Genomic DNA, 18607 nt, shown 5'->3' on the forward strand with positions numbered 1-18607 from the left:
CCTGTTCACGGTGCACCCCGCACCTGCGCATACCACGCTGCAGAAACGGGTGTACCCGCTGCAAGGCCGGTTCAGGGCTGAATCAGCGCGACGTCAGCGCCGCATAGCTGTTCATCAGGTTGCGATAGTTGGGTATGCGCTGCGACAGCAGGTTGCCCAGCCCTTCGATGTCGTTGCGCCAGTCGCGGTGCAGCTCACAGGCCACCGAGAACCAGTTCATCATCTGCGCGCCCGCCTGGGTCATGCGCACCCACGCTGCCTGCTGCACGGTTGGGTTGAAGGTGCCCGAGGCATCGGTGACCACGAACACCTCGAAACCTTCCGCCAGCGCCGACAGAGTCGGGAAGGCCACGCACACGTCGGTGACCACGCCGGCAATGATCAGTTGCTTGCGCCCGGTCGCCTTGATCGCCTTGACGAAATCCTCGTTGTCCCAGGCATTGATCTGGCCTGGGCGGGCAATGTAGGGCGCGTCCGGAAACATGGCCTTGAGCTCCGGCACCAGCGGGCCGTTCGGGCCTTGCTCGAAACTGGTGGTGAGGATGGTCGGCAGGCCGAAGAACTTGGCCAGGTCACCCAGGGCCAGCACGTTGTTCTTGAACTCGTTGGGGGCGAAGTCCTGCACCAGCGAGATCAGGCCGGTCTGGTGGTCCACCAGCAGTACCACGGCGTCGTCTTTGTTCAGGCGCTTGTAATCGGGTTGGCTCATGGGGGTGACTCCTCGGTTGGAAAAGCGGCGCGGTACTACCCGCAGGGGGCTATACCAGTGAATAGCTCCGGCTTAAGAATAGGCCTGGGCCTGGCGCCACGCATTCGGCGGCTGGCCGACCAGGCGGCTGAAGGCACGGGTGAAGTGGGCTTGGTCACAGAACCCGCATTCCAGGCTCACGTGGGTAATGGGCGCCTCGGTGGCAAGCAGGCGCTTGGCCTTTTCCATGCGTGCCAGCAGGCGCCAGGCCTGGGGCGAAAGCCCGGTATTGACCTTGAAAGCTCGGGAGAAATGGCTGCGTGTGAGGTTGCACAGGCCGGCGATCTCGATGATCGACAGCGAGCTGCGCAGCATCAGTTCCTTGGCCAGGCGCAACCGCGCAGGCGTCAGGGCCCCAGGGGGTTGCAGCGGCATTTGAGGCGTCCCGTCGTGCATGGCGACTCTCCTGTTCAGTAGGGAAAGTCTCACCCCCGGCACATGACAAAGTCCTGAGCCAAAGCTGAATTGTTCTTAATTGTGCGGTGCTGGCCCTGGCGGGTTTGCCGCTACCATAAGATGCGTTTCATATTCAGTTACAGGCCGTCAGCCGCACCCAGGATTCAAGGTAGAAAAGCAATGCAGGAAAAAACCGCCCACCGCACCGTAGCCATGGTGCTGTTCAACGATGTGCTGTTGCTGGACGTGACGGGGCCTATGGATGCATTCGCCATCGCCAACCGTTTCCTGCCGGCCGAGCGGCGCTACCGGTTGCTCACCCTGGCCGAGGGGCAGGCGGCGGTGCGTGGCTCGTGCGGGCTGAAGGTGGTGGCCGACCTACGCCTGGAAGACCTGCCTGCCGCCGTGGATCTGCTGCTGGTGCCCGGTGGCCCTGGCGCCTACAACATCGCGCTGCCAGTGCTCGAGCGCTGGCTACTCCAGGCCGTGCGCAGTGCCAAGCGGTTCGGGGCGATTTGTACCGGGGTATTTTTGCTGGGCCGGGCCGGGCTGCTGGACGGCTACCGTTGCACCACCCACTGGAACTACGTGGAGCGCCTGGCGCAGGCGTTTCCCGCGGCCAAGGTGGAAACCGAGCAGATCTATGTCATCGATCGCTGCCTGATCACGTCTGGCGGCATCACGGCGGGCATTGACCTGGCACTGGCAGTTATCGCCGAAGACCACGGCAAGGCACTGGCCCTGGAAGTGGCCAAGGTGCTGCTGGTGGCGCGCCACCGGCAAGGAGGGCAAACGCCGTATGGGCCGCTGCTGGCGGCAGTGCCACGCGACGACTCGCCAGTGGCGAGGGTGCAGGCATACATCGTCGATCATATCGAGCAGGCCTTCACCGTGCAGAAAATGGCCGACCTGGTGGCCATGAGCGGGCGCAACTTTGCCCGCACGTTTCAGCGCGAGGTGGGGATTACGCCACTGCAATACCTGCAGAATGCGCGCATCGACCGCGCCCGCCAGTTGCTCGAATGCGGCGACCTGCCATTGAAGGTGGTGGCGGCGCAGTGCGGGTTTGGCAGTGACCGGCACATGCGCAAGGTGTTCTGCGAACGGATTGGCATGACGCCGGCGCAGTATCGGGCACAGTTTGGTGGGGCCTGAGTCAGTGTGTTTCCTGTGCGGGCCGCTTCGCAGGGAAACCCGCGCCCACAGGGGCTGCACCGGTTGTCTCATTTTTCAGGACAATCTTTCTCCCCGATGGCAGATTGTCTAACGCCACCCCGGCCCTCAGAATTGTCCGCCAACCTGTTCGAACGCTGCCCCGGCAGCTCATGGAGTACGAGCCCATGCCACATGAAGGCAGCCTTCTACAAACCGCGGTGATCTTTCTGCTCGCTGCCGTCCTTGCCGTGCCCTTGGCCAAGCGCCTGCAACTGGGTGCCGTGCTTGGCTACCTGCTGGCCGGTGTGGTCATTGGCCCGCAGGCATTGGGTTTGATCCGCGATACCGAAAGCGTGGCGCACATTTCCGAGCTGGGCGTGGTGCTGCTGTTGTTCATCATCGGCCTGGAATTGTCCCCCAAACGCCTGTGGCTGATGCGCAAGGCAGTGTTCGGCGTCGGTACCGCCCAAGTGGTGCTGACCGGCGTGCTGATCGGCGCCATTGCCCTGTTCGGTTTCGGTCAGGCTCTACCTGCTGCCATCGTGCTCGGCCTTGGCCTGGCGCTGTCATCCACCGCCCTCGGCCTGCAAAGCCTGGCCGAAAGCAAGCAACTCAATGCCCCGCACGGCCGCTTGGCCTTCGCCATCCTGCTGTTCCAGGACATCGCCGCCATACCGCTGATCGCCCTGGTGCCGCTGCTGGCCGCCAGCGGGCCGGACACCAGCCACGGCGACAGCCTGCAACACGGCTTGCAGATCTTCGCCAGCATCGCCGTGGTGATCGTCGGCGGCCGCTACCTGCTGCGCCCGGTGTTCCGCACGGTGGCCCGCACCGGCCTGCCAGAGGTGTCTACCGCCACTGCGCTGCTGGTGGTGATCGGTACCGCCTGGTTGATGGAGGAAGCCGGCATTTCCATGGCGCTGGGTGCCTTCCTCGCCGGCTTGCTGCTGGCGGACTCGGAGTACCGCCACGAGCTGGAATCTCAGATCGAGCCTTTCAAGGGCCTGCTGCTGGGTTTGTTCTTCATCAGTGTCGGCATGGGTGCCAACCTGCGTCTGCTGCTGGAAATGCCGCTGGTGGTGCTGGGCCTGACCCTGCTGCTGGTGGCAGTTAAGCTGGTGCTGCTGGTTGGCGTTGGCCGCCTGGCCGGTGGCCTGAGCGGCGCCAGCGCGCTACGCCTGGGCATGGTGCTGGCGGCCGGCGGCGAGTTCGCTTTCGTGGTGTTCAAGCTGGGCAAGGACCAGGGCCTGTTCGACACCCAGACCTACGACCTGCTGCTGATGACCATCACCCTGTCGATGGCCATTACCCCGCTGCTGATGATTGCCTGCGCCCGCGCCCTCAAGCGGCCGCAACCTGCGCGTGAAGTGCCTGAGCAATACAAGCAGATACAGGCGGATACGCCTCGGGCGGTAATCGTCGGCATGGGGCGTATGGGGCAGATCGTTGCACGCATCCTGCGCGCGCAGAAGATCCCGTTCATTGCCCTGGAAACCTCGGTCGATGCCATCGAGATGACCCGTATGTTCGAGCAGGTGCCGGTGTTCTACGGCGACCCGCTGCGCCCGGAAGTGCTGCATGCCGCCAAGGTGGGTGAAGCGGAGTACTTCATCATCACCATTGATGACCCTGAAGCTGCCATTCACACAGCTGAGCGGGTGAAGCGCCTGTACCCGCACCTGAAAGTGCTGGCCCGTGCGCGCAACCGCCAGCATGTGCACAAGTTGGCGGATGTCGGTGCCGAGCCAATCCGCGAGACGTTCTATTCCAGCCTGGAAATGACCCGCCGCGCGCTGGTGGGGCTGGGTTTGAGCGATGAGCAGGCGGCGGACCGGATTGCACGGTTCACCCAGCATGACGAAGAAGTGCTAGTGGCCCAGGGGCAGGTCCGCGATGACCGGGCCAAGGTGATGCAAACGGCCAAGGAGGCGCGGGTTGAGTTGGAGCGGTTGTTTGATTCGGATGCGGACTGACGGCCTTTGAGCGCATGGCTTGAGGGGATTGAGTCACAGCCCGTGAATTGATATTGCCTGTGCCGGCTTCTTCGAGGGCTCGCCCGCTCCCACAGGCCCTGCAGTAGGTTTGAAGCTTGCGCGATCCCTGTGGGAGCGGGCGAGCCCGCGAAAGGGCCGATACAGTAAACAAAAAAACCGGCCCCTTATGGCAGGAGCCGGCCTGTATGCCTACTGCTAGTGATCATTCGGCCGGCCGGCTGCCTTCTCACCGTGTTCCCATCCCGCGTACAACTGCCGCCTTCAGCGTGGAAACGGGTGGTTGCAGTTCAGCCCGATACAGCCCAACGCGCCTTCAGCCGCTGCGACGCCGGCCACCCACACCTGTTCACCGTAACCCCGGGTATCAGCGCCCATGACGCCCTGGTCCATGTCGCCCAGTACCTGCGGGGCGCTTACGACTGTGGCTACAAAGCCCTGGAACACCTGGGCGAAACCGGCAAGAGCCTGTTCTGGGGCAACCTGGATGCAGTCCGTGAATTGATATTGCCGGTGCCGGCCTCTTCGCGGGCATGCCCGCACAGGTTCTGCACTGGGTTTGAAGCTTGCGCGACACCTGTGGGAGCGGGCATGCCCGCGAAAGGGCCGGTACCTGCGGGCGCTCACGGCTGTGGCTACAAAGCCCTGGAACACCTGGGCGAAACCGGCAAGAGCCTGTTCTGGGGCAACCTGGATGCAGTCCGTGAATTGATATCGCCGGTGCCGGCCTCTTCGCGGGCATGCCCGCTCCCACAGGTTCTGCAGTGGGTTTGAAGCTTGCGCGACACCTGTGGGAGCGGGCGAGCCCGCGAAAGGGCCGGTACAGTAAACAAAAAAAGCCGGCCCCTTATGCAGGAGCCGGCTTGTATGCGTACTGCTAGTGATCGGTTACTTACCCGCAGTCAACGCGTTATAGCTGGTCATCAGATTCCGATAATCCGGAATGTGGTTGGAGCACAGCGCCGCCAGCCCTTCCACATCATTGCGCCAGTCACGGTGCAACTCACAGGCCACGCCAAACCAGGTCATCATCTGCGCACCGGCCTGGCTCATGCGGTCATGCGCCGCATCGCGGGTCATTTCGTTGAAGGTGCCGGAAGCATCAGTCACCACAAACACTTCAAACGCCTCTTCCAGCGCCGACAGCGCCGGGAACGCCACGCACACCTCAGTCACAACACCCGCAATGATCAGCTGCTTCTTGCCAGTCGCCTTCACCGCATTGACGAAGTCTTCGTTGTCCCAGGCGTTGATCTGGCCGGGGCGAGCGATGTACGGCGCGTCCGGGAACAGTTCCTTCAGCTCCGGTACCAGCGGGCCGTTGGGGCCTTGCTCGAAGCTGGTGGTGAGGATGGTAGGCAGGTTGAAGAACTTCGCCAGGTCGGCCAGCGCCAGCACGTTGTTCTTGAACTTGTCCGGTTCGATGTCACGCACCAGCGACAGCAGGCCAGCCTGGTGGTCTACCAGCAGTACAGCGGCGTCGTCTTTGTTCAGGCGGTTGTAGGTGAATTTGCTCATGGTCGGTGCTCCAAAGGTTTATGAATTTTTCAGCTGTTCGGGGTGTTTCGAGTTGATGGGCACAGATTAAAATCATCACCTTTGTGGCGGTAGTCAGCAGAATCTGGCTTTAGCGTTCCGTTTCGTGAACGATGGCTGTGTAGGGGCTGCCTGCAAGCCAAAACCCGGAGACCGATCATTGGAAGACCTCAACTCCCTCTACTACTTCACCCAAGTAGTCGAGCACGGTGGTTTCGCCCCGGCAGGCCGGGCGCTGGACATGCCCAAGTCGAAGCTCAGCCGGCGCATCGCCGACCTGGAGGAGCGCCTGGGCGTGCGCCTGCTGCACCGCACCAGCCGCCATTGCTCGCTCACCGAGATCGGCCAGGCCTACTACAACCGCTGCCTGGCCATGCGCGTGGAGGCCGAGGGTGCGGCGGAGATCATCGAGCGCAACCGCAGCGAACCGCGCGGGCTGGTGCGCATCAGTTGCCCGACCACCCTGCTCAATTCCTGGGTCGGGCCGATGCTGACCCGCTACATGCTCAAGTACCCGCAGGTGGAGCTGTTCATCGAAAGTACCAACCGCCGCGTCGACCTGCTGCACGAGGGCTTCGACATCGCTTTGCGGGTGCGTTTTCCACCGTTGGAAAACACCGACATGGTGATGAAGGTGCTGAGCAACAGCACCCAGTGCCTGGTCGGCCAGCCTCAATACCTGGAGCAGTTGCCCAAAGGTTTCGACCCGCAGTTGCTCAGCACGCTGCCCAGCCTGCACTGGGGCAGCGCCCAGCGCGAGTACCAGTGGGAGCTGTTTCGGGGTGAAGACAGCAGCCGCAGCATCGTCATACCGCACAAACCACGCATGGTGACCGACGACCTGTTTGCCTTGCGCCATTTCGTGGTGGCCGGGGTCGGCATTGCGCACTTGCCAAGGGTGGCGGTGCGCGAGGACCTGGCGGCGGGGCGGCTGGTGGAGCTGATCCCGGACTGGCACCCGCGCTGTGGCATCGTGCATGCAATCTTCCCATCGCGGCGCGGGTTACTGCCTTCAGTGCGGGCGTTGATCGATCATCTGGCTGAGGAGTTTGCGATCAGCGACATGGCTTGAGTCCTGAGCTGGCTTCTTCGCGGGCATGCCCGCTCCTACAGGTACCGCACAGGGCTCAGACCCTGTGGGAGCGGGCGCGCCCGCGAAGAGGCCGGTACAGGCAAACCAAATCCCCCAGCACACCCTTACAAGACCCCTGGCCTATCCTTCACCCACACTCCCGGATCATCCGCCGGAGCCCCCCATGATCCGCGCCACCCACGGACCAGGCCGCGCCCTGCTCGCCACCCTCGCCCTGTGCCCGGCACTCAGCCAGGCCGCTGAACCCGGCTGGGCGCTGCTCAGCCGCAATTACTTCCTGCACAGCGACTTTCGCTCACCTTCCGGCAGTGGCCAGAACTACCGCCAGGAATGGGCCCAGGGCTTCATTGGCGAGGTCCGCTCGGGCTTCACCGAAGGCACGCTTGGCGTCGGTATCGACGCCCATGGCTTTCTCGGATTCAAGCTCGACGGCGGTCGCGGCCACGCCGGCACCGGCCTACTGCCACGCGACAGCGATGGCCGCGCCGAATCCGACTACTCCAGCGCCGGGGCCGCGCTCAAGCTGCGCCTGGGCAACACCCAGCTGCGCTACGGGGAAATGATGGTTGAAACCCCGGTGTTCGACACCGGCGACAAACGCCTGCACCCCGAATACGCCACCGGCTGGTTGGTCGAGAACAATGACCTGCCCGACTGGCGCCTGCAGGCCGGGCGCTTCACCGCCTTCAACAACCAGGACAACAGTTCGACCCACGACGATTTCAGCGGCTACGGCGCCACCACCCACAACCGCGCCATCAGCCTGGCAGGCGCCAGCTTCGCGCCCTCTGGCCCGTTCGGCGGCGCGTTATATGCCGGGCAGTTGCAAGACACCTGGCGCCAGGCCTACCTCGACCTGAACCTGACCGAAGGCAACTGGCGCCTGGACGGCAACCTTTACCACACCCGTGACACCGGTAGCGCCAGCGCCGGTGCGATCGACACGCTCGCCTACAGCCTGCTGACCAAGTACCGTTTCGGTGCCCAGGCGCTGAGCCTGGCCTATCAGAAGGTCGAGGGCGACACTCCGTTCGACTTCGTCGGTGGCGACTCCATCTACCTGGCCAATTCGATCAAGTACGCCGACTTCAACGGCCCTGGCGAGCGCTCGTGGCAACTGCGCTACGACCTCGACTTCGCCACCCTGGGCGTGCCCGGCCTGAGCCTGATGGGCCGTTACGTCAGTGGCCGCGACATCGATGGCAGCCATACCCCGGCAAATGGGGCTTATGTGAACCAGTACGGCAACGGCGGCAAGCACTGGGAGCGCGACATAGACCTGAAATACGTGGTGCAGTCCGGTGCCGCCAAGGACCTGAGCCTGTCGTTCTCCCACGTCAGCCACCGTGCCAACCAGGCACAGGGGGGCGATGACATCGACCGCCTCTACCTGATCATCGAATACCCACTCAAAGGCAGTTTCTAAAGTCGGGCTTTCAGCGCGACCCTTCGCGGGCACGCCCGCTCCCACAGGGGATCGCGCATTTCTTGAGTTCAGCGCCAAACGTGTGGGAGCGGGCGTGCCCGCGAAGGGCTGCAAAGCAGCCCCTTCTTTTCGACACATCAGCTTAGAAAGCAAAGCACGAACAGCCCAGCGCCCCCCAGAACCCCTGGAAGTCATTGACCGGCACACTCGATTTGCGCGCCTTGTCATGGCTGTGCGCATGCACCCCGCACGGCCCCGAACACTGGTGCACGGCTGCCGCCAGCGACGGCGTACCCACGCGCCAGTGCCCCGGCACCTTGGCTACTGGAGACCACTCCGGCAGCACCGGCACCTGCGGTGGGCCGAGGCGGTCGAATTCGCCGGCACCGTACACGACCTTGCCATCGACAATGGTCAGCACCGACTCGATGCCCTTGATCGCCTCTTCCTCGACGCTGAAGAAGTCCAGCGACAAGGCCGCCAGGTCGGCCAGCTGGCCTACCTTGATCTGGCCCTTCTTGCCCTGCTCGCTGGAGAACCAGGCACTGCCCTGGGTGAACAGCTGCAGCGCGGTCTCGCGGTCCAGGCCTTCCTTGTACAGCTCCATGCCGCCAACGGTCTTGCCGCTGACCAGCCAGTACAGCGAGGTCCAGGGGTTGTAGCTGGACACGCGGGTAGCGTCGGTGCCCGCGCCGACCGGCACGCCCATCTCGAGCATGCGTTTGATCGGCGGGGTCTGCTCGGCAGCCTTGGCGCCATAGCGGTCGACGAAGTACTCACCCTGGAAGGCCATGCGGTCCTGGATGGCGATGCCGCCGCCCAACGCACGCACGCGCTCGATGTTCTGCGGGGTGATGGTTTCGGCGTGGTCGAAGAACCACGGCAGGCCATTGAACGGGATATCGCGGTTGACCTTCTCGAACACGTCAAGCATGCGCGTGATCGATTCGTTGTAGGTGGCATGCAGGCGGAACGGCCAGCGCTGTTCGACCAGATGGCGCACCACCGGCTCCAGCTCTTCTTCCATGGTCTGCGGCAGGTCCGGGCGCGGCTCGAGGAAGTCCTCGAAGTCGGCGGCGGAGAACACCAGCATTTCGCCAGCGCCGTTGTGGCGCAGGAAGTCGGTACCGCTGTGCAGCTTGACGCTGGATGTCCACTTCTTGAAGTCGTCCAGTTCTTCCTTGGGCTTCTGGGTGAACAGGTTGTAGGCAATGCGCACTGTCAGCTGGTTGTTGTCGGCCAGCTCCTGGATCACCGAGTAGTCGTCGGGGAAGTTCTGGTAGCCGCCGCCAGCGTCGATGGCACTGGTCAGGCCCAGGCGGTTCAGCTCACGCATGAACTGGCGGGTCGAGTTGACCTGATACTCCAGCGGCAGCTTCGGCCCTTTGGCCAGGGTGGCGTAGAGGATCATCGCGTTCGGGCGGGCAATCAGCATGCCCGTCGGGTTGCCGAACTTGTCACGCTGGATTTCGCCACCCGGCGGGTTCGGGGTGCTCTTGTCGTAGCCGACAGCCTTGAGTGCGGCACGGTTGAGCAAGGCGCGGTCGTAGAGGTGCAACAGGAACACCGGCGTATCGGGTGCAGCCTGGTTGATTTCTTCCAGGGTCGGCATGCGTTTTTCAGCGAACTGGAACTCGTTCCAGCCACCCACCACACGCACCCACTGCGGGGTAGGCGTGCGCGCAGCCTGGTCCTTGAGCATGCGCAGGGCATCGGCCACCGACGGCACGCCTTCCCAGCGCAGCTCCAGGTTGTAGTTCAGGCCGCCGCGGATCAGGTGCAGGTGCGAGTCGTTCAGGCCGGGGATGACCGTACGCTGCTTGAGGTCGACGATTTGCGTGCTGGCGCCCTTGTGGGCCATGGCCTCGGCGTCGTTGCCCACGGCGATGAAACGGCCGTCCTTGATGGCGACGGCGGTGGCAGTGGGCTTTTCGCGGTCAACGGTGTGCAGCTTGCCGTTGAACAGAATCAGGTCGGCGGTCATGGAACCTCCTTGGGTGGATGCGTGAGCGGAACCGGCGGCGCCGGTGAAGGGCAATGCAGACCAGAGCGCGCCGGCAGCACCCAGTACGGTGCTGCTGGCGAGGAACTGGCGACGAGTCTTGTCGTGGCGGTCCTGGGGCATGGTGTTCTCCGTCTCTGGGCGCGGCGGCGGCAGGCGCGACTGCAGAGCATGCCGCCTGGTACAGGGGCAAGGCTTGGATGGATGTGCGGTGGCGCTGTAGAAGGTTAGCCCTGATCAAGTTTGGTGTTGCCAGGGCTGGCCCCATCGCCGGCAAGCCAGCGCCCACAAGGGCTTCACAGCTTCTGAGCCCTGTGCAGCCCCTGTGGGCTTGCCGGCGATGGGGCCGCAAAGCGGCCCCGGCTTGTTCAGCGACTCAAGAACGCCAGCAGGTCCTCATTCAGCTGCTGCGCATGAGTCACGGCAAACCCATGCGGCGCGCCGGCGTAAACCTTCAGCTCAGCCCCACTAATCTGCGCCGCCGCCTGCTTGCCGGTAGTCTCGAACGGCACGATCTGGTCGTCATCGCCATGAATCACCAACGTCGGTACATCGACCTTGGCCATGTCCGACCGGAAGTCGGTTTCGGAGAACGCCGTCACACAATCCAGGGTGGCCTTGAGCGACGCCATCAGCGCTATGTTCAAGGTCTGCGTCTGCACGCCTTGGGATACCTGCTGCCCATGGTTGATGCCATAGAACGGTGCGGCGAAGTCGGCGATGAACTGCGCCCGGTCGGCACGCAGGCCAGCCACGATACCTTCGAACACCGACAGGTCGACACCCTCGGGGTTGTCGTCACGTTTGCCGAACACCGGCGTAACGGAGCCCAGCAGCACCAGCCCGGCGACCCGCTCGGTGCCGTAGCGACCGATGTAGCGGCTTACGTCACCGCCGCCCATGGAGAAGCCCACCAGGGTCACCTCACGCAGGTCGAGGTGTTCGATCAGCTGGGCGATGTCATCAGCGAAGGTGTCGTAGTCGTAGCCGTTCCATGGCTGGCTCGAGCGCCCGAAACCGCGGCGGTCGAAGGCAATGGCGCGGTAACCGCGGCTGGCCAGGAACTCCATCTGCGTGTCCCACATGTCGGCATTCAGCGGCCAGCCGTGGCTGAACAGCACGGGCTTGCCGGTGCCCCAGTCCTTGAAGTAGATCGAAGTACCATCGCGGGTAACGAACGTGCTCATAGCGGTATCTCCTGGATTATCGAGGTCAGGGGCTGGCTCAGCCGCGCAGCCAGTTGGCGCAGCGACGGGTCACCCAAGGCATGATGTAGAACACCACGGGCAGAATGACGAACAGGTTGACGATCAGGTTGCCGGTGATCGCGCCCCCCAGTTGCGGGAAGCGGGCAAACAGCGGCGCCAGCAGTTGCGGCACGACCATGGTCATCGGGCAGATCACCAGGTAGGTTAGCAGCGCCTGCTTCCAGCGCGGCGGTTGCGCGGCCGAGGTACCCGGCGTGCTATCGAGCACCTGGTGCTGCAGGCATACGGTCACCACTTCGCGGTTGTCTTGGAGTGCGGTGTTCATCGGCGTTCCTTGGGTGAGCTTGCCCACAGCCACTGTGCAACGGCCAACGGGCGCTGGATTGGATAAGTGTGCTGCCCTGCGCGGGCACCGGCTGAGGGTGCCCGCGGCTGCGGCTTACTTGTTGGCGTTGAAGGCGTTGTAGCTGGTCATGAGGTTGCGGTAGTCCGGGATGTGGTTGGAGCACAGCGCGGCCAGGCCTTCAATGTCGTTGCGCCAGTCGCGGTGCAGCTCGCAGGCAACCCCGAACCAGGTCATCAACTGGGCGCCAGCGCGGCTCATGCGGTCATGGGCGGCGTCGCGGGTCATGGCGTTGAAGGTGCCGGACGCATCGGTAACCACGAACACGTCGAACTCTTCTTCCAGGGCGGCCAGCGCCGGGAAGGCTACGCACACTTCGGTGACCACGCCGGCGATGATCAGCTGCTTCTTGCCGGTGGCCTTCACGGCCTTCACGAAGTCTTCGTTATCCCAGGCGTTGATCTGGCCTGGGCGGGCGATGTACGGCGCGTCCGGGAACAGGGCTTTCAGTTCCGGGACCAGCGGGCCGTTGGGGCCTTGTTCGAAGCTGGTGGTGAGGATGGTCGGCAGGTTGAAGAACTTGGCCAGGTCCGCCAGGGCCAGTACGTTGTTCTTGAAGGCATCCGGCTCGATGTCGCGCACCAGCGACAGCAGGCCAGCCTGGTGGTCGACCAGCAGTACGGCGGCATCGTCTTTGTTCAGGCGGTTGTATTTGAAGTTGGTCATGGTCGTTGCTCCATAGGGTTTGAAGTTCAGCAAGTTGGGTGTTTCGCGTTGATGGGAGAAGATTAAAACCGTCACCTTTGGAGCGGTAGATAGCGGTTTTTGGCTTTAGCGTTCTGTTTCGGGAACGATAGATTGGCGCTGGATTTGCTGGCCTCTTCGCGGGCTTGCCCGCTCCCACAGCGACCGCATCTCGCTCAGGTTACGCACGATGCCTGTGGGGCGGGTTTACCCGCACGCAGGCGCCCATTGCCTGCCCGGCCAACCTGCTCTATTACTACCCACAGCCCTCCCCTCACTCCCGAGACCACCATGCTGGCGTTCATCCAGTCGTCCCCGTTGCTGCTCGGTACTGCCCTGATCCTGCTCGACCTCGTAATCTGGCAGTTGATCCCCCTCCAGCACCGGGCCTGGCGCATCGGTATGCGGCTGGTGCTTTTCCTGTTGTTCAGCGCGGTGCTGGTGGCCGCCGGCATGAGCCCGCTGCAGCCACCGCCCTGGCCGGACGATGTGCCGCGCAACCTGATGGCCACGGTATTGGCCATCGGCTGGTGGCTGTTTGGCGCGCGCACGGTCACCGTGGTGTTCGGCCTGTTGCTGGTAGCGCGGGGTAGCCACGGCGGGCGCTTGCTGCAGGACGTGCTGGGGGCGCTGATCTTCCTTGCCGCGGTAGTCGCGGCCGCAGGCTATGTGCTGCAGCTGCCAGTCAAGGGCCTGCTGGCCACCTCGGGCGTGATGGCCATCGTCATAGGCCTGGCGTTGCAGAGCACGCTGGCTGACGTGTTCAGCGGCATCGTGCTGAACACCACGCGGCCCTACCAGATTGGCGATTCGATCGCGATCGACGGCACCGAAGGCAAGGTGCTGGATATCGACTGGCGGGCCACGCGCCTGCTCACGGGCACAGGTAGCCTGGCGGTGATCCCCAATTCGGTGGCGGCCAAGGCGCGCCTGCTCAACCACAGCAGGCCGGCGGATGTGCATGGGGTGTCGATCAACGTGGTAGTGCCGGCCAAAGTGCGGCCCAGGCGGGTGTTCGACGCACTGGAAAAAGCCCTGCAGGGCACCAGCGCGATCCTCGCTTCACCTGCGCCCAAGGTGTCGGTCAAGGCCTCGACACTGGAGTCGGTGGAGTACGAGGCCAGCGGGTTCATTGCCGACATGGGCGGCAAGACCACTGCGCGCAACCAGTTGTTCGACCTGGCGCACCGCCACCTGGAGGCGAGCGGGGTAATGTGGAACGTCGACCTGGCCATGCCGCCACGCAGCCGCCAGCGCGAAGTGCTGGACGAGGTGCGGGTGTTCCGTTCGCTAAGCGCTGAAGAGCGTGACGCACTGAGCCAGCGCATGACGGCGGTGGAGTACCTGGCGGATCAGGTGATCCTGGAGGTAGGCGCGCATTCCGAGCATTTGCTGGTGATTGGCAGCGGCGTGGTGTCGGCCTCTGTGCGCGATGGCGACAAGCTGCTGGAGGCCGGGCGCATGGGGCCGGGCGAGGTGCTGGGGGTCGAGGGGATCATCGACGAAGACGAGTCACTGGCCGAGTTCCGTACACTGACCAGCTGCGTGCTGTACCGCATCGACAAAGAGCAGGTGAAAAGTTGCCTGGCGCAACGTGGCGATGTGCAGACGGCGCTGAGCAAGTTGCAGCGGTTCCGGCGCCAGAGCCGGGAGTCGTTGTTGCTGCAGAAGCCGGCCCTGATCAAGAAGGGCGGCTTCCTTAGCTGGTTGCACAAGTAAGCCTGTACTGGCCTCTTCGCGGGTAAACCCGCTCCTACAGGTACAACACAATATTCGAGCCTTGTGTTGTACCTGTAGGAGCGGGTTTACCCGCGAAGAGGCCGGTACTTACAACACAACCCGCAGGCATTGCCCCGCGTGGTACAGCGAGAACCCGGACTCATAGAACGCGGTGCGCAGCGATGGCGCGCTCACGCCACTCATTGGCGAGAACGGAATCGGCAGGCTGCCCGCCTCACCCTTGAGCAGGAACTCGGCAAACGCCCGGCCAATCACGGTGCCGGTGGTATTGCCCCGCCCGTTATAGCCGGTTACCGCCACCAGCCCCGGCGCAGGCTCGAACAGGCGCATCAGGTGGTCGGGGGTAAAGTCGATGCAACCGGTCCAGTGCATTTCCCACTCGACCTTGCCCAGGCCCGGGTAGTAATGGCTTTGAATGCGGTCGGCCCAGCTGCGCACGAACCACGCGGGCTTGTTGTCGACCCGGCCCAGGCTGCCGAGCAACAGGCGGCCCTGGTCGTCACGGCGGATACTGCTGAGCACGGTGCGGGTGTCCCACGAGCCCTGGCCGTGCGGCAGTACCTTGTCGGCCTCAGCGCCTTGCAGTGGCTTGGAGGCGACCTGGTAGTAATAACCGCGGAAGAACTGCTTCTGCAGGTTGCTCCAGTCGCCTTCGGTGTAGGCGCCGGTGGAAATCACCACCTTGTCGGCCCGTACCGAGCCACGGGCCGTCTTGACCCGCCAGGCGCCGCCCTCGCGCGCCAGACCTTCGACAGCCGACTGCTGGAACAGCTGGCCACCCAGGCGCACCACGGCCGCAGCCAGGCCCTGGGTGTAGCCCATGGGGTTGATGGTGCCGGCGCGGCGGTCGAGCAACGCGGCGGAAATCTTGTCGGTGCCACAGTATTCCTGGCACTGCGCGCCGGTCAGCAGCTCCACGTCGGCACCGCGACGGCGCCACTGCCCGTGGCGGGCTTCGAGGTCGGCAATGCCGGTGGCGTTGTGCGCCATGTGCAGCGTGCCTTTGTGCTGGGCCTGGCAGACGATGCCCAGGCGCTCGATCATTGCGAACACTTCAGCCGGGGCTTCACCCAGCACCTGGTTCAGGCGGCTGCCCTGCTTCTGGCCAAGGGTCGCCTCGACGTCGTCGGGGCGGATCCAGGTACCGGCATTGACCAACCCGACGTTGCGCCCGGAGCCCCCGTGGCCGACCTTCCAGGCCTCCAGCAGGATCACCGACTTGCCCTGCTCGAGCAGGTGAATGGCCGCCGACAGGCCGGTAATGCCGCCACCGATCACGCACACATCGGCCTTGTGCTCACCAGCCAGGGCCTGGGCGGCCACGCTCGGTGTGCTGACGAATTCCCACAAGCATTGTTGACGCAGTTCGGACATGGCCCGGCTCCAGCAATTTGTTCTTGTTGGGGCTGCCTTGCAGCCCATTCGCGGGTAAACCCGCTCCTACAGGGGCTGCACAGGTTCGAAAAGCAGTGCAGTGCCCATAGGAGCGGGTTCACCCGCGAACCGGGGGCAAAGCCCCCGGCCATGCAGCATCAACCGATCAGTCGAACACGATACCCTGTGCCAGCGGCAGCTCGCGCGAGTAGTTCACCGTGTTGGTCTGGCGGCGCATGTAGCCCTTCCAGGCATCCGAACCGGATTCCCGGCCACCACCGGTCTCTTTCTCGCCACCGAACGCACCGCCGATCTCGGCACCGCTGGTGCCGATGTTGACGTTGGCAATGCCGCAATCACTACCCGCAGCACTCTGGAAACGTTCGGCCTCACGCAGGTCGGTGGTGAAGATGCACGACGACAGGCCTTGTGGCACTTCGTTGTTCAGGCGCAGGGCCTCTTCAAAGTCGTCGTAGGCCAGTACGTAGAGGATCGGGGCGAAGGTTTCGTGGCGGACCACGTCGCTTTGCGCCGGCATTTCAGCGATGGCTGGCGACACGTAGTAGGCATTCGGGTACTGCTCGGCCAGCTGACGCTCACCACCGAATACCTGGCCGCCTTCGTCGCGGGCCTTGGCCAGGGCGCCCTGCATGGCGTCGAACGACAGCTTGTCGATCAACGGGCCAACCAGGTTGTCCTTGCGCGGGTCGCCAATGCGGACTTTGCCGTAGGCGGCTTTGACCCGGGCAACCACTTCGTCCTTGATCGAGCGGTGCACGATCAGGCGGCGCAGGGTGGTGCAGCGCTGGCCGGCGGTACCGACCGCCGAGAACAGGATGCCGCGCACGGCCAGGTCGAGGTCGGCGCTGGGGGCCAGGATCATGGCGTTGTTGCCACCCAGTTCAAGAATGCTGCGGCCGAAGCGCGCGGCCACACGTGGGCCGACTTCGCGCCCCATGCGGGTGCTACCGGTGGCGCTGACCAGCGGCACACGCGGGTCGTCGACCAAGGCTTCACCGGCTTCACGGCCACCGATGACCAGCTGCGCCAGGCCCGCCGGGGCGTCACCAAAGGCTTTCAGGGCTTTCTCGAACAGCGCCTGGCACGCCAGGGCGGTCAGCGGGGTTTTCTCGGACGGCTTCCATACCACCGAGTTACCAGCCACCAGAGCCAGTGCAGTGTTCCAGGCCCACACTGCGACCGGGAAGTTGAAGGCGCTGATCACGCCGACCACCCCCAGCGGGTGCCAGGTTTCACGCATGTGGTGCCCTGGGCGCTCGGAAGCGATGGTCAGGCCGTACAGCTGGCGCGACAGCCCAACGGCGAAGTCGCAGATGTCGATCATTTCCTGAACTTCACCCAGGCCTTCCTGGGTGATCTTGCCGGCTTCGATCGAGACCAGCGCGCCGAGGTCCGCCTTGTGCGCACGCAGCACTTCGCCAAACAGACGCACCAGCTCGCCGCGGCGTGGTGCCGGTACGCTGCGCCAGGCTTCGAAGGCGCTCTGGGCCCGGTCGATGCAGGCGGTGGTCTCGGCCTTGCCGAGCAGTTTCACCGAGGCGATCTGGCTGCCGTCGATCGGCGTGTGAACAGGGTAATCGCCCTGGGTGTAAGCCTCGGCGGCAACGCCAAGGCGCTCGAGCAATCCAGCAACCATTTGTGCTTCTCCTACATCGGGTGATGGGGTGGAAAAATGATGTGGATCAGTATTAATCCGATCACATAGGTACAACAAACGACCTTTATTCCGCATATCATTCCACCAGGTAATGATCCGTATCGTAGAGACCGCTATGTCCAAACGCCTGGTGCCCTCCATGACCGCCCTGCAGTGCTTTGAAGCTGCAGCCCGCCATTTGAGTTTTACCCGTGCCGCTGAAGAGCTGCACCTGACCCAGAGCGCGGTCAGCAAGCAGGTGGCGCAGCTGGAGGACATGCTGCGCCATCACCTGTTCCTGCGCATTCGCCGGCGCCTGCAACTGACCCCGGCCGGCAGCCTGTACCTGGCCGAGGTCAACAAGATCCTTACCCAGGTGGATATGTCCAGCCGCTACGTGCTCACCTATGGCGAGCAGACCGAGATATTGAAGGTCGCCACTCAACCGAGTTTTGGCGTGCGCTGGCTGATCCCGCACCTCAAGGGCTTTGGCAAACGGCACAGCAATATCCACCTGGATATCCGCAACGAGATGGAGCCGTTCGCCCTGCTGCAAGGTTCGGCGGATGTGGTGTTTTTCTATGGTCAGGGCACCTGGCCGGGTGCCACCTGCGTGGCGCTGTTCGGCGAAGAAGTGGTGCCGGTGTGTGCGCCGGAGCTGCTGGCCGGGCGTGAGTTGGCGGGCGCCGAACAGCTGGCCGAGTTGGTACTGTTGCAGAGTACCTCGCGCCCCGAGGCCTGGCACGAGTGGTTCCTGGAGCAGGACCTGCAAAGCGTCAACGCCTACCACGGGCCGCGCTTCGATACCTTCTATATGGCATTGAGCGCCGCGCAGACAGGCTGCGGGGTAGCACTGGTGCCACGCTACCTGGCAGCCAAGGAGCTGGCCGACGGCAGCCTGGTGGTGCCATGGGATCACGCCATGCGCAGTGCCGGGGCGCATTACCTGGCGTATGCCGAGCATGCGGCGGAGGTGCCCAAGGTACGGGCGTTGGTGGAGTGGATCGGCGAGCAGTTGCAGGTTTGAGGTTGCCGGGCCTACCTCGACCTGTAGGAGCGGCCTTGTGTCGCGATGGGCTGCAAAGCAGCCCCAATGGCCCTTGAGGTCGATCAAAAAAGGAATGACACACTCACTTTTTTTCGCTTGTGAGCAAGGTGCATTCCCAGCTTTCATGTAAGCGTCCGAACCTAACC

The 18607-nt window shown here is 63.8% G+C and carries 15 protein-coding genes and 1 pseudogene; 7 read left to right on the forward strand and 9 right to left on the reverse strand.

Going from position 1 to position 18607, the window contains the following annotated elements; translation table 11 throughout:
- Nucleotides 1–82: 82 nt before the first annotated feature.
- Both ycaC (K4A76_RS22940) and K4A76_RS22945 read right to left on the reverse strand, forming a co-directional pair.
- Entirely contained in the window at nucleotides 83–709 is a 627-nt protein-coding gene (gene ycaC, locus K4A76_RS22940) for an isochorismate family cysteine hydrolase YcaC (RefSeq protein WP_009681634.1), read from the reverse strand.
- A 72-nt stretch (nucleotides 710–781) separates the two neighbouring features.
- The gene (locus K4A76_RS22945) at nucleotides 782–1144 is read right to left on the reverse strand and encodes a helix-turn-helix domain-containing protein (protein ID WP_029887800.1); all 363 of its coding nucleotides are present in this window, start codon (nucleotides 1142–1144) and stop codon (nucleotides 782–784) included.
- Nucleotides 1145–1324: 180 nt separating this feature from the next.
- Between K4A76_RS22945 and K4A76_RS22950 the strand changes: the two genes are divergently transcribed.
- The 3 genes and pseudogenes from K4A76_RS22950 to K4A76_RS22960 form a co-directional block, all read left to right on the forward strand.
- Nucleotides 1325–2299 (forward strand): GlxA family transcriptional regulator, encoded by a 975-nt coding sequence (locus K4A76_RS22950; RefSeq protein WP_274411223.1) that lies wholly within the window; start codon nucleotides 1325–1327, stop codon nucleotides 2297–2299.
- Between the two features lie 185 nt (nucleotides 2300–2484).
- Nucleotides 2485–4272, forward strand: a complete 1788-nt coding sequence (locus tag K4A76_RS22955) for a monovalent cation:proton antiporter-2 (CPA2) family protein (protein ID WP_029887799.1) — start codon at nucleotides 2485–2487, stop codon at nucleotides 4270–4272.
- Nucleotides 4273–4569: 297 nt separating this feature from the next.
- A pseudogene (locus K4A76_RS22960) lies at nucleotides 4570–4785 on the forward strand (hypothetical protein); the annotation flags it as partial.
- 393 nt (nucleotides 4786–5178) lie between these two features.
- On the opposite strand, the gene ycaC (K4A76_RS22965) reads toward K4A76_RS22960, so the two are convergent.
- Nucleotides 5179–5808, reverse strand: coding sequence for an isochorismate family cysteine hydrolase YcaC (gene ycaC, locus K4A76_RS22965; protein ID WP_274411224.1), 630 nt, complete (start codon nucleotides 5806–5808; stop codon nucleotides 5179–5181).
- A 178-nt stretch (nucleotides 5809–5986) separates the two neighbouring features.
- Between ycaC (K4A76_RS22965) and K4A76_RS22970 the strand changes: the two genes are divergently transcribed.
- Both K4A76_RS22970 and K4A76_RS22975 read left to right on the forward strand, forming a co-directional pair.
- The gene (locus K4A76_RS22970; RefSeq protein ID WP_054881724.1) at nucleotides 5987–6898 is read left to right on the forward strand and encodes a LysR substrate-binding domain-containing protein; all 912 of its coding nucleotides are present in this window, start codon (nucleotides 5987–5989) and stop codon (nucleotides 6896–6898) included.
- 184 nt (nucleotides 6899–7082) lie between these two features.
- Nucleotides 7083–8345, forward strand: coding sequence for an OprD family porin (locus K4A76_RS22975; RefSeq protein WP_274411225.1), 1263 nt, complete (start codon nucleotides 7083–7085; stop codon nucleotides 8343–8345).
- A gap of 142 nt (nucleotides 8346–8487) precedes the next feature.
- On the opposite strand, the gene K4A76_RS22980 is transcribed toward K4A76_RS22975, so the two are convergent.
- The 4 genes from K4A76_RS22980 to ycaC (K4A76_RS22995) form a co-directional block, all read right to left on the reverse strand.
- On the reverse strand, nucleotides 8488–10329 hold the full coding sequence (locus K4A76_RS22980) for an amidohydrolase (RefSeq protein ID WP_274412320.1): 1842 nt from the start codon (nucleotides 10327–10329) through the stop codon (nucleotides 8488–8490).
- 386 nt (nucleotides 10330–10715) lie between these two features.
- Nucleotides 10716–11534, reverse strand: coding sequence for an alpha/beta fold hydrolase (locus K4A76_RS22985; protein ID WP_274411226.1), 819 nt, complete (start codon nucleotides 11532–11534; stop codon nucleotides 10716–10718).
- Between the two features lie 37 nt (nucleotides 11535–11571).
- Nucleotides 11572–11880 (reverse strand): hypothetical protein, encoded by a 309-nt coding sequence (locus tag K4A76_RS22990; protein WP_009681622.1) that lies wholly within the window; start codon nucleotides 11878–11880, stop codon nucleotides 11572–11574.
- Between the two features lie 114 nt (nucleotides 11881–11994).
- A complete protein-coding gene (gene ycaC, locus K4A76_RS22995; protein WP_009681621.1) occupies nucleotides 11995–12624 on the reverse strand; it encodes an isochorismate family cysteine hydrolase YcaC in 630 nt (209 codons plus the stop codon).
- Nucleotides 12625–12933: 309 nt separating this feature from the next.
- Between ycaC (K4A76_RS22995) and K4A76_RS23000 the strand changes: the two genes are divergently transcribed.
- Complete coding sequence (locus K4A76_RS23000; protein ID WP_274411227.1) at nucleotides 12934–14361, forward strand: mechanosensitive ion channel family protein; 1428 nt, start codon at nucleotides 12934–12936, stop codon at nucleotides 14359–14361.
- A gap of 108 nt (nucleotides 14362–14469) precedes the next feature.
- On the opposite strand, the gene amaA is transcribed toward K4A76_RS23000, so the two are convergent.
- The gene (amaA, locus tag K4A76_RS23005) at nucleotides 14470–15756 is read right to left on the reverse strand and encodes an L-pipecolate oxidase (RefSeq protein ID WP_274411228.1); all 1287 of its coding nucleotides are present in this window, start codon (nucleotides 15754–15756) and stop codon (nucleotides 14470–14472) included.
- Between the two features lie 166 nt (nucleotides 15757–15922).
- Nucleotides 15923–17413 carry an L-piperidine-6-carboxylate dehydrogenase gene (gene amaB, locus K4A76_RS23010; protein WP_274411229.1) on the reverse strand — a complete coding sequence of 497 codons (1491 nt, stop codon included), beginning with the start codon at nucleotides 17411–17413 and terminating at the stop codon, nucleotides 15923–15925.
- 136 nt (nucleotides 17414–17549) lie between these two features.
- Between amaB and K4A76_RS23015 the strand changes: the two genes are divergently transcribed.
- Entirely contained in the window at nucleotides 17550–18440 is an 891-nt protein-coding gene (locus tag K4A76_RS23015) for a LysR family transcriptional regulator (RefSeq protein WP_009682137.1), read from the forward strand.
- The last annotated feature ends 167 nt before the right edge of the window (nucleotides 18441–18607 follow it).

The sequence above is a fragment of the Pseudomonas sp. NEEL19 genome, from assembly GCF_028751975.1.
Lineage (GTDB): Bacteria > Pseudomonadota > Gammaproteobacteria > Pseudomonadales > Pseudomonadaceae > Aquipseudomonas > Aquipseudomonas juntendi.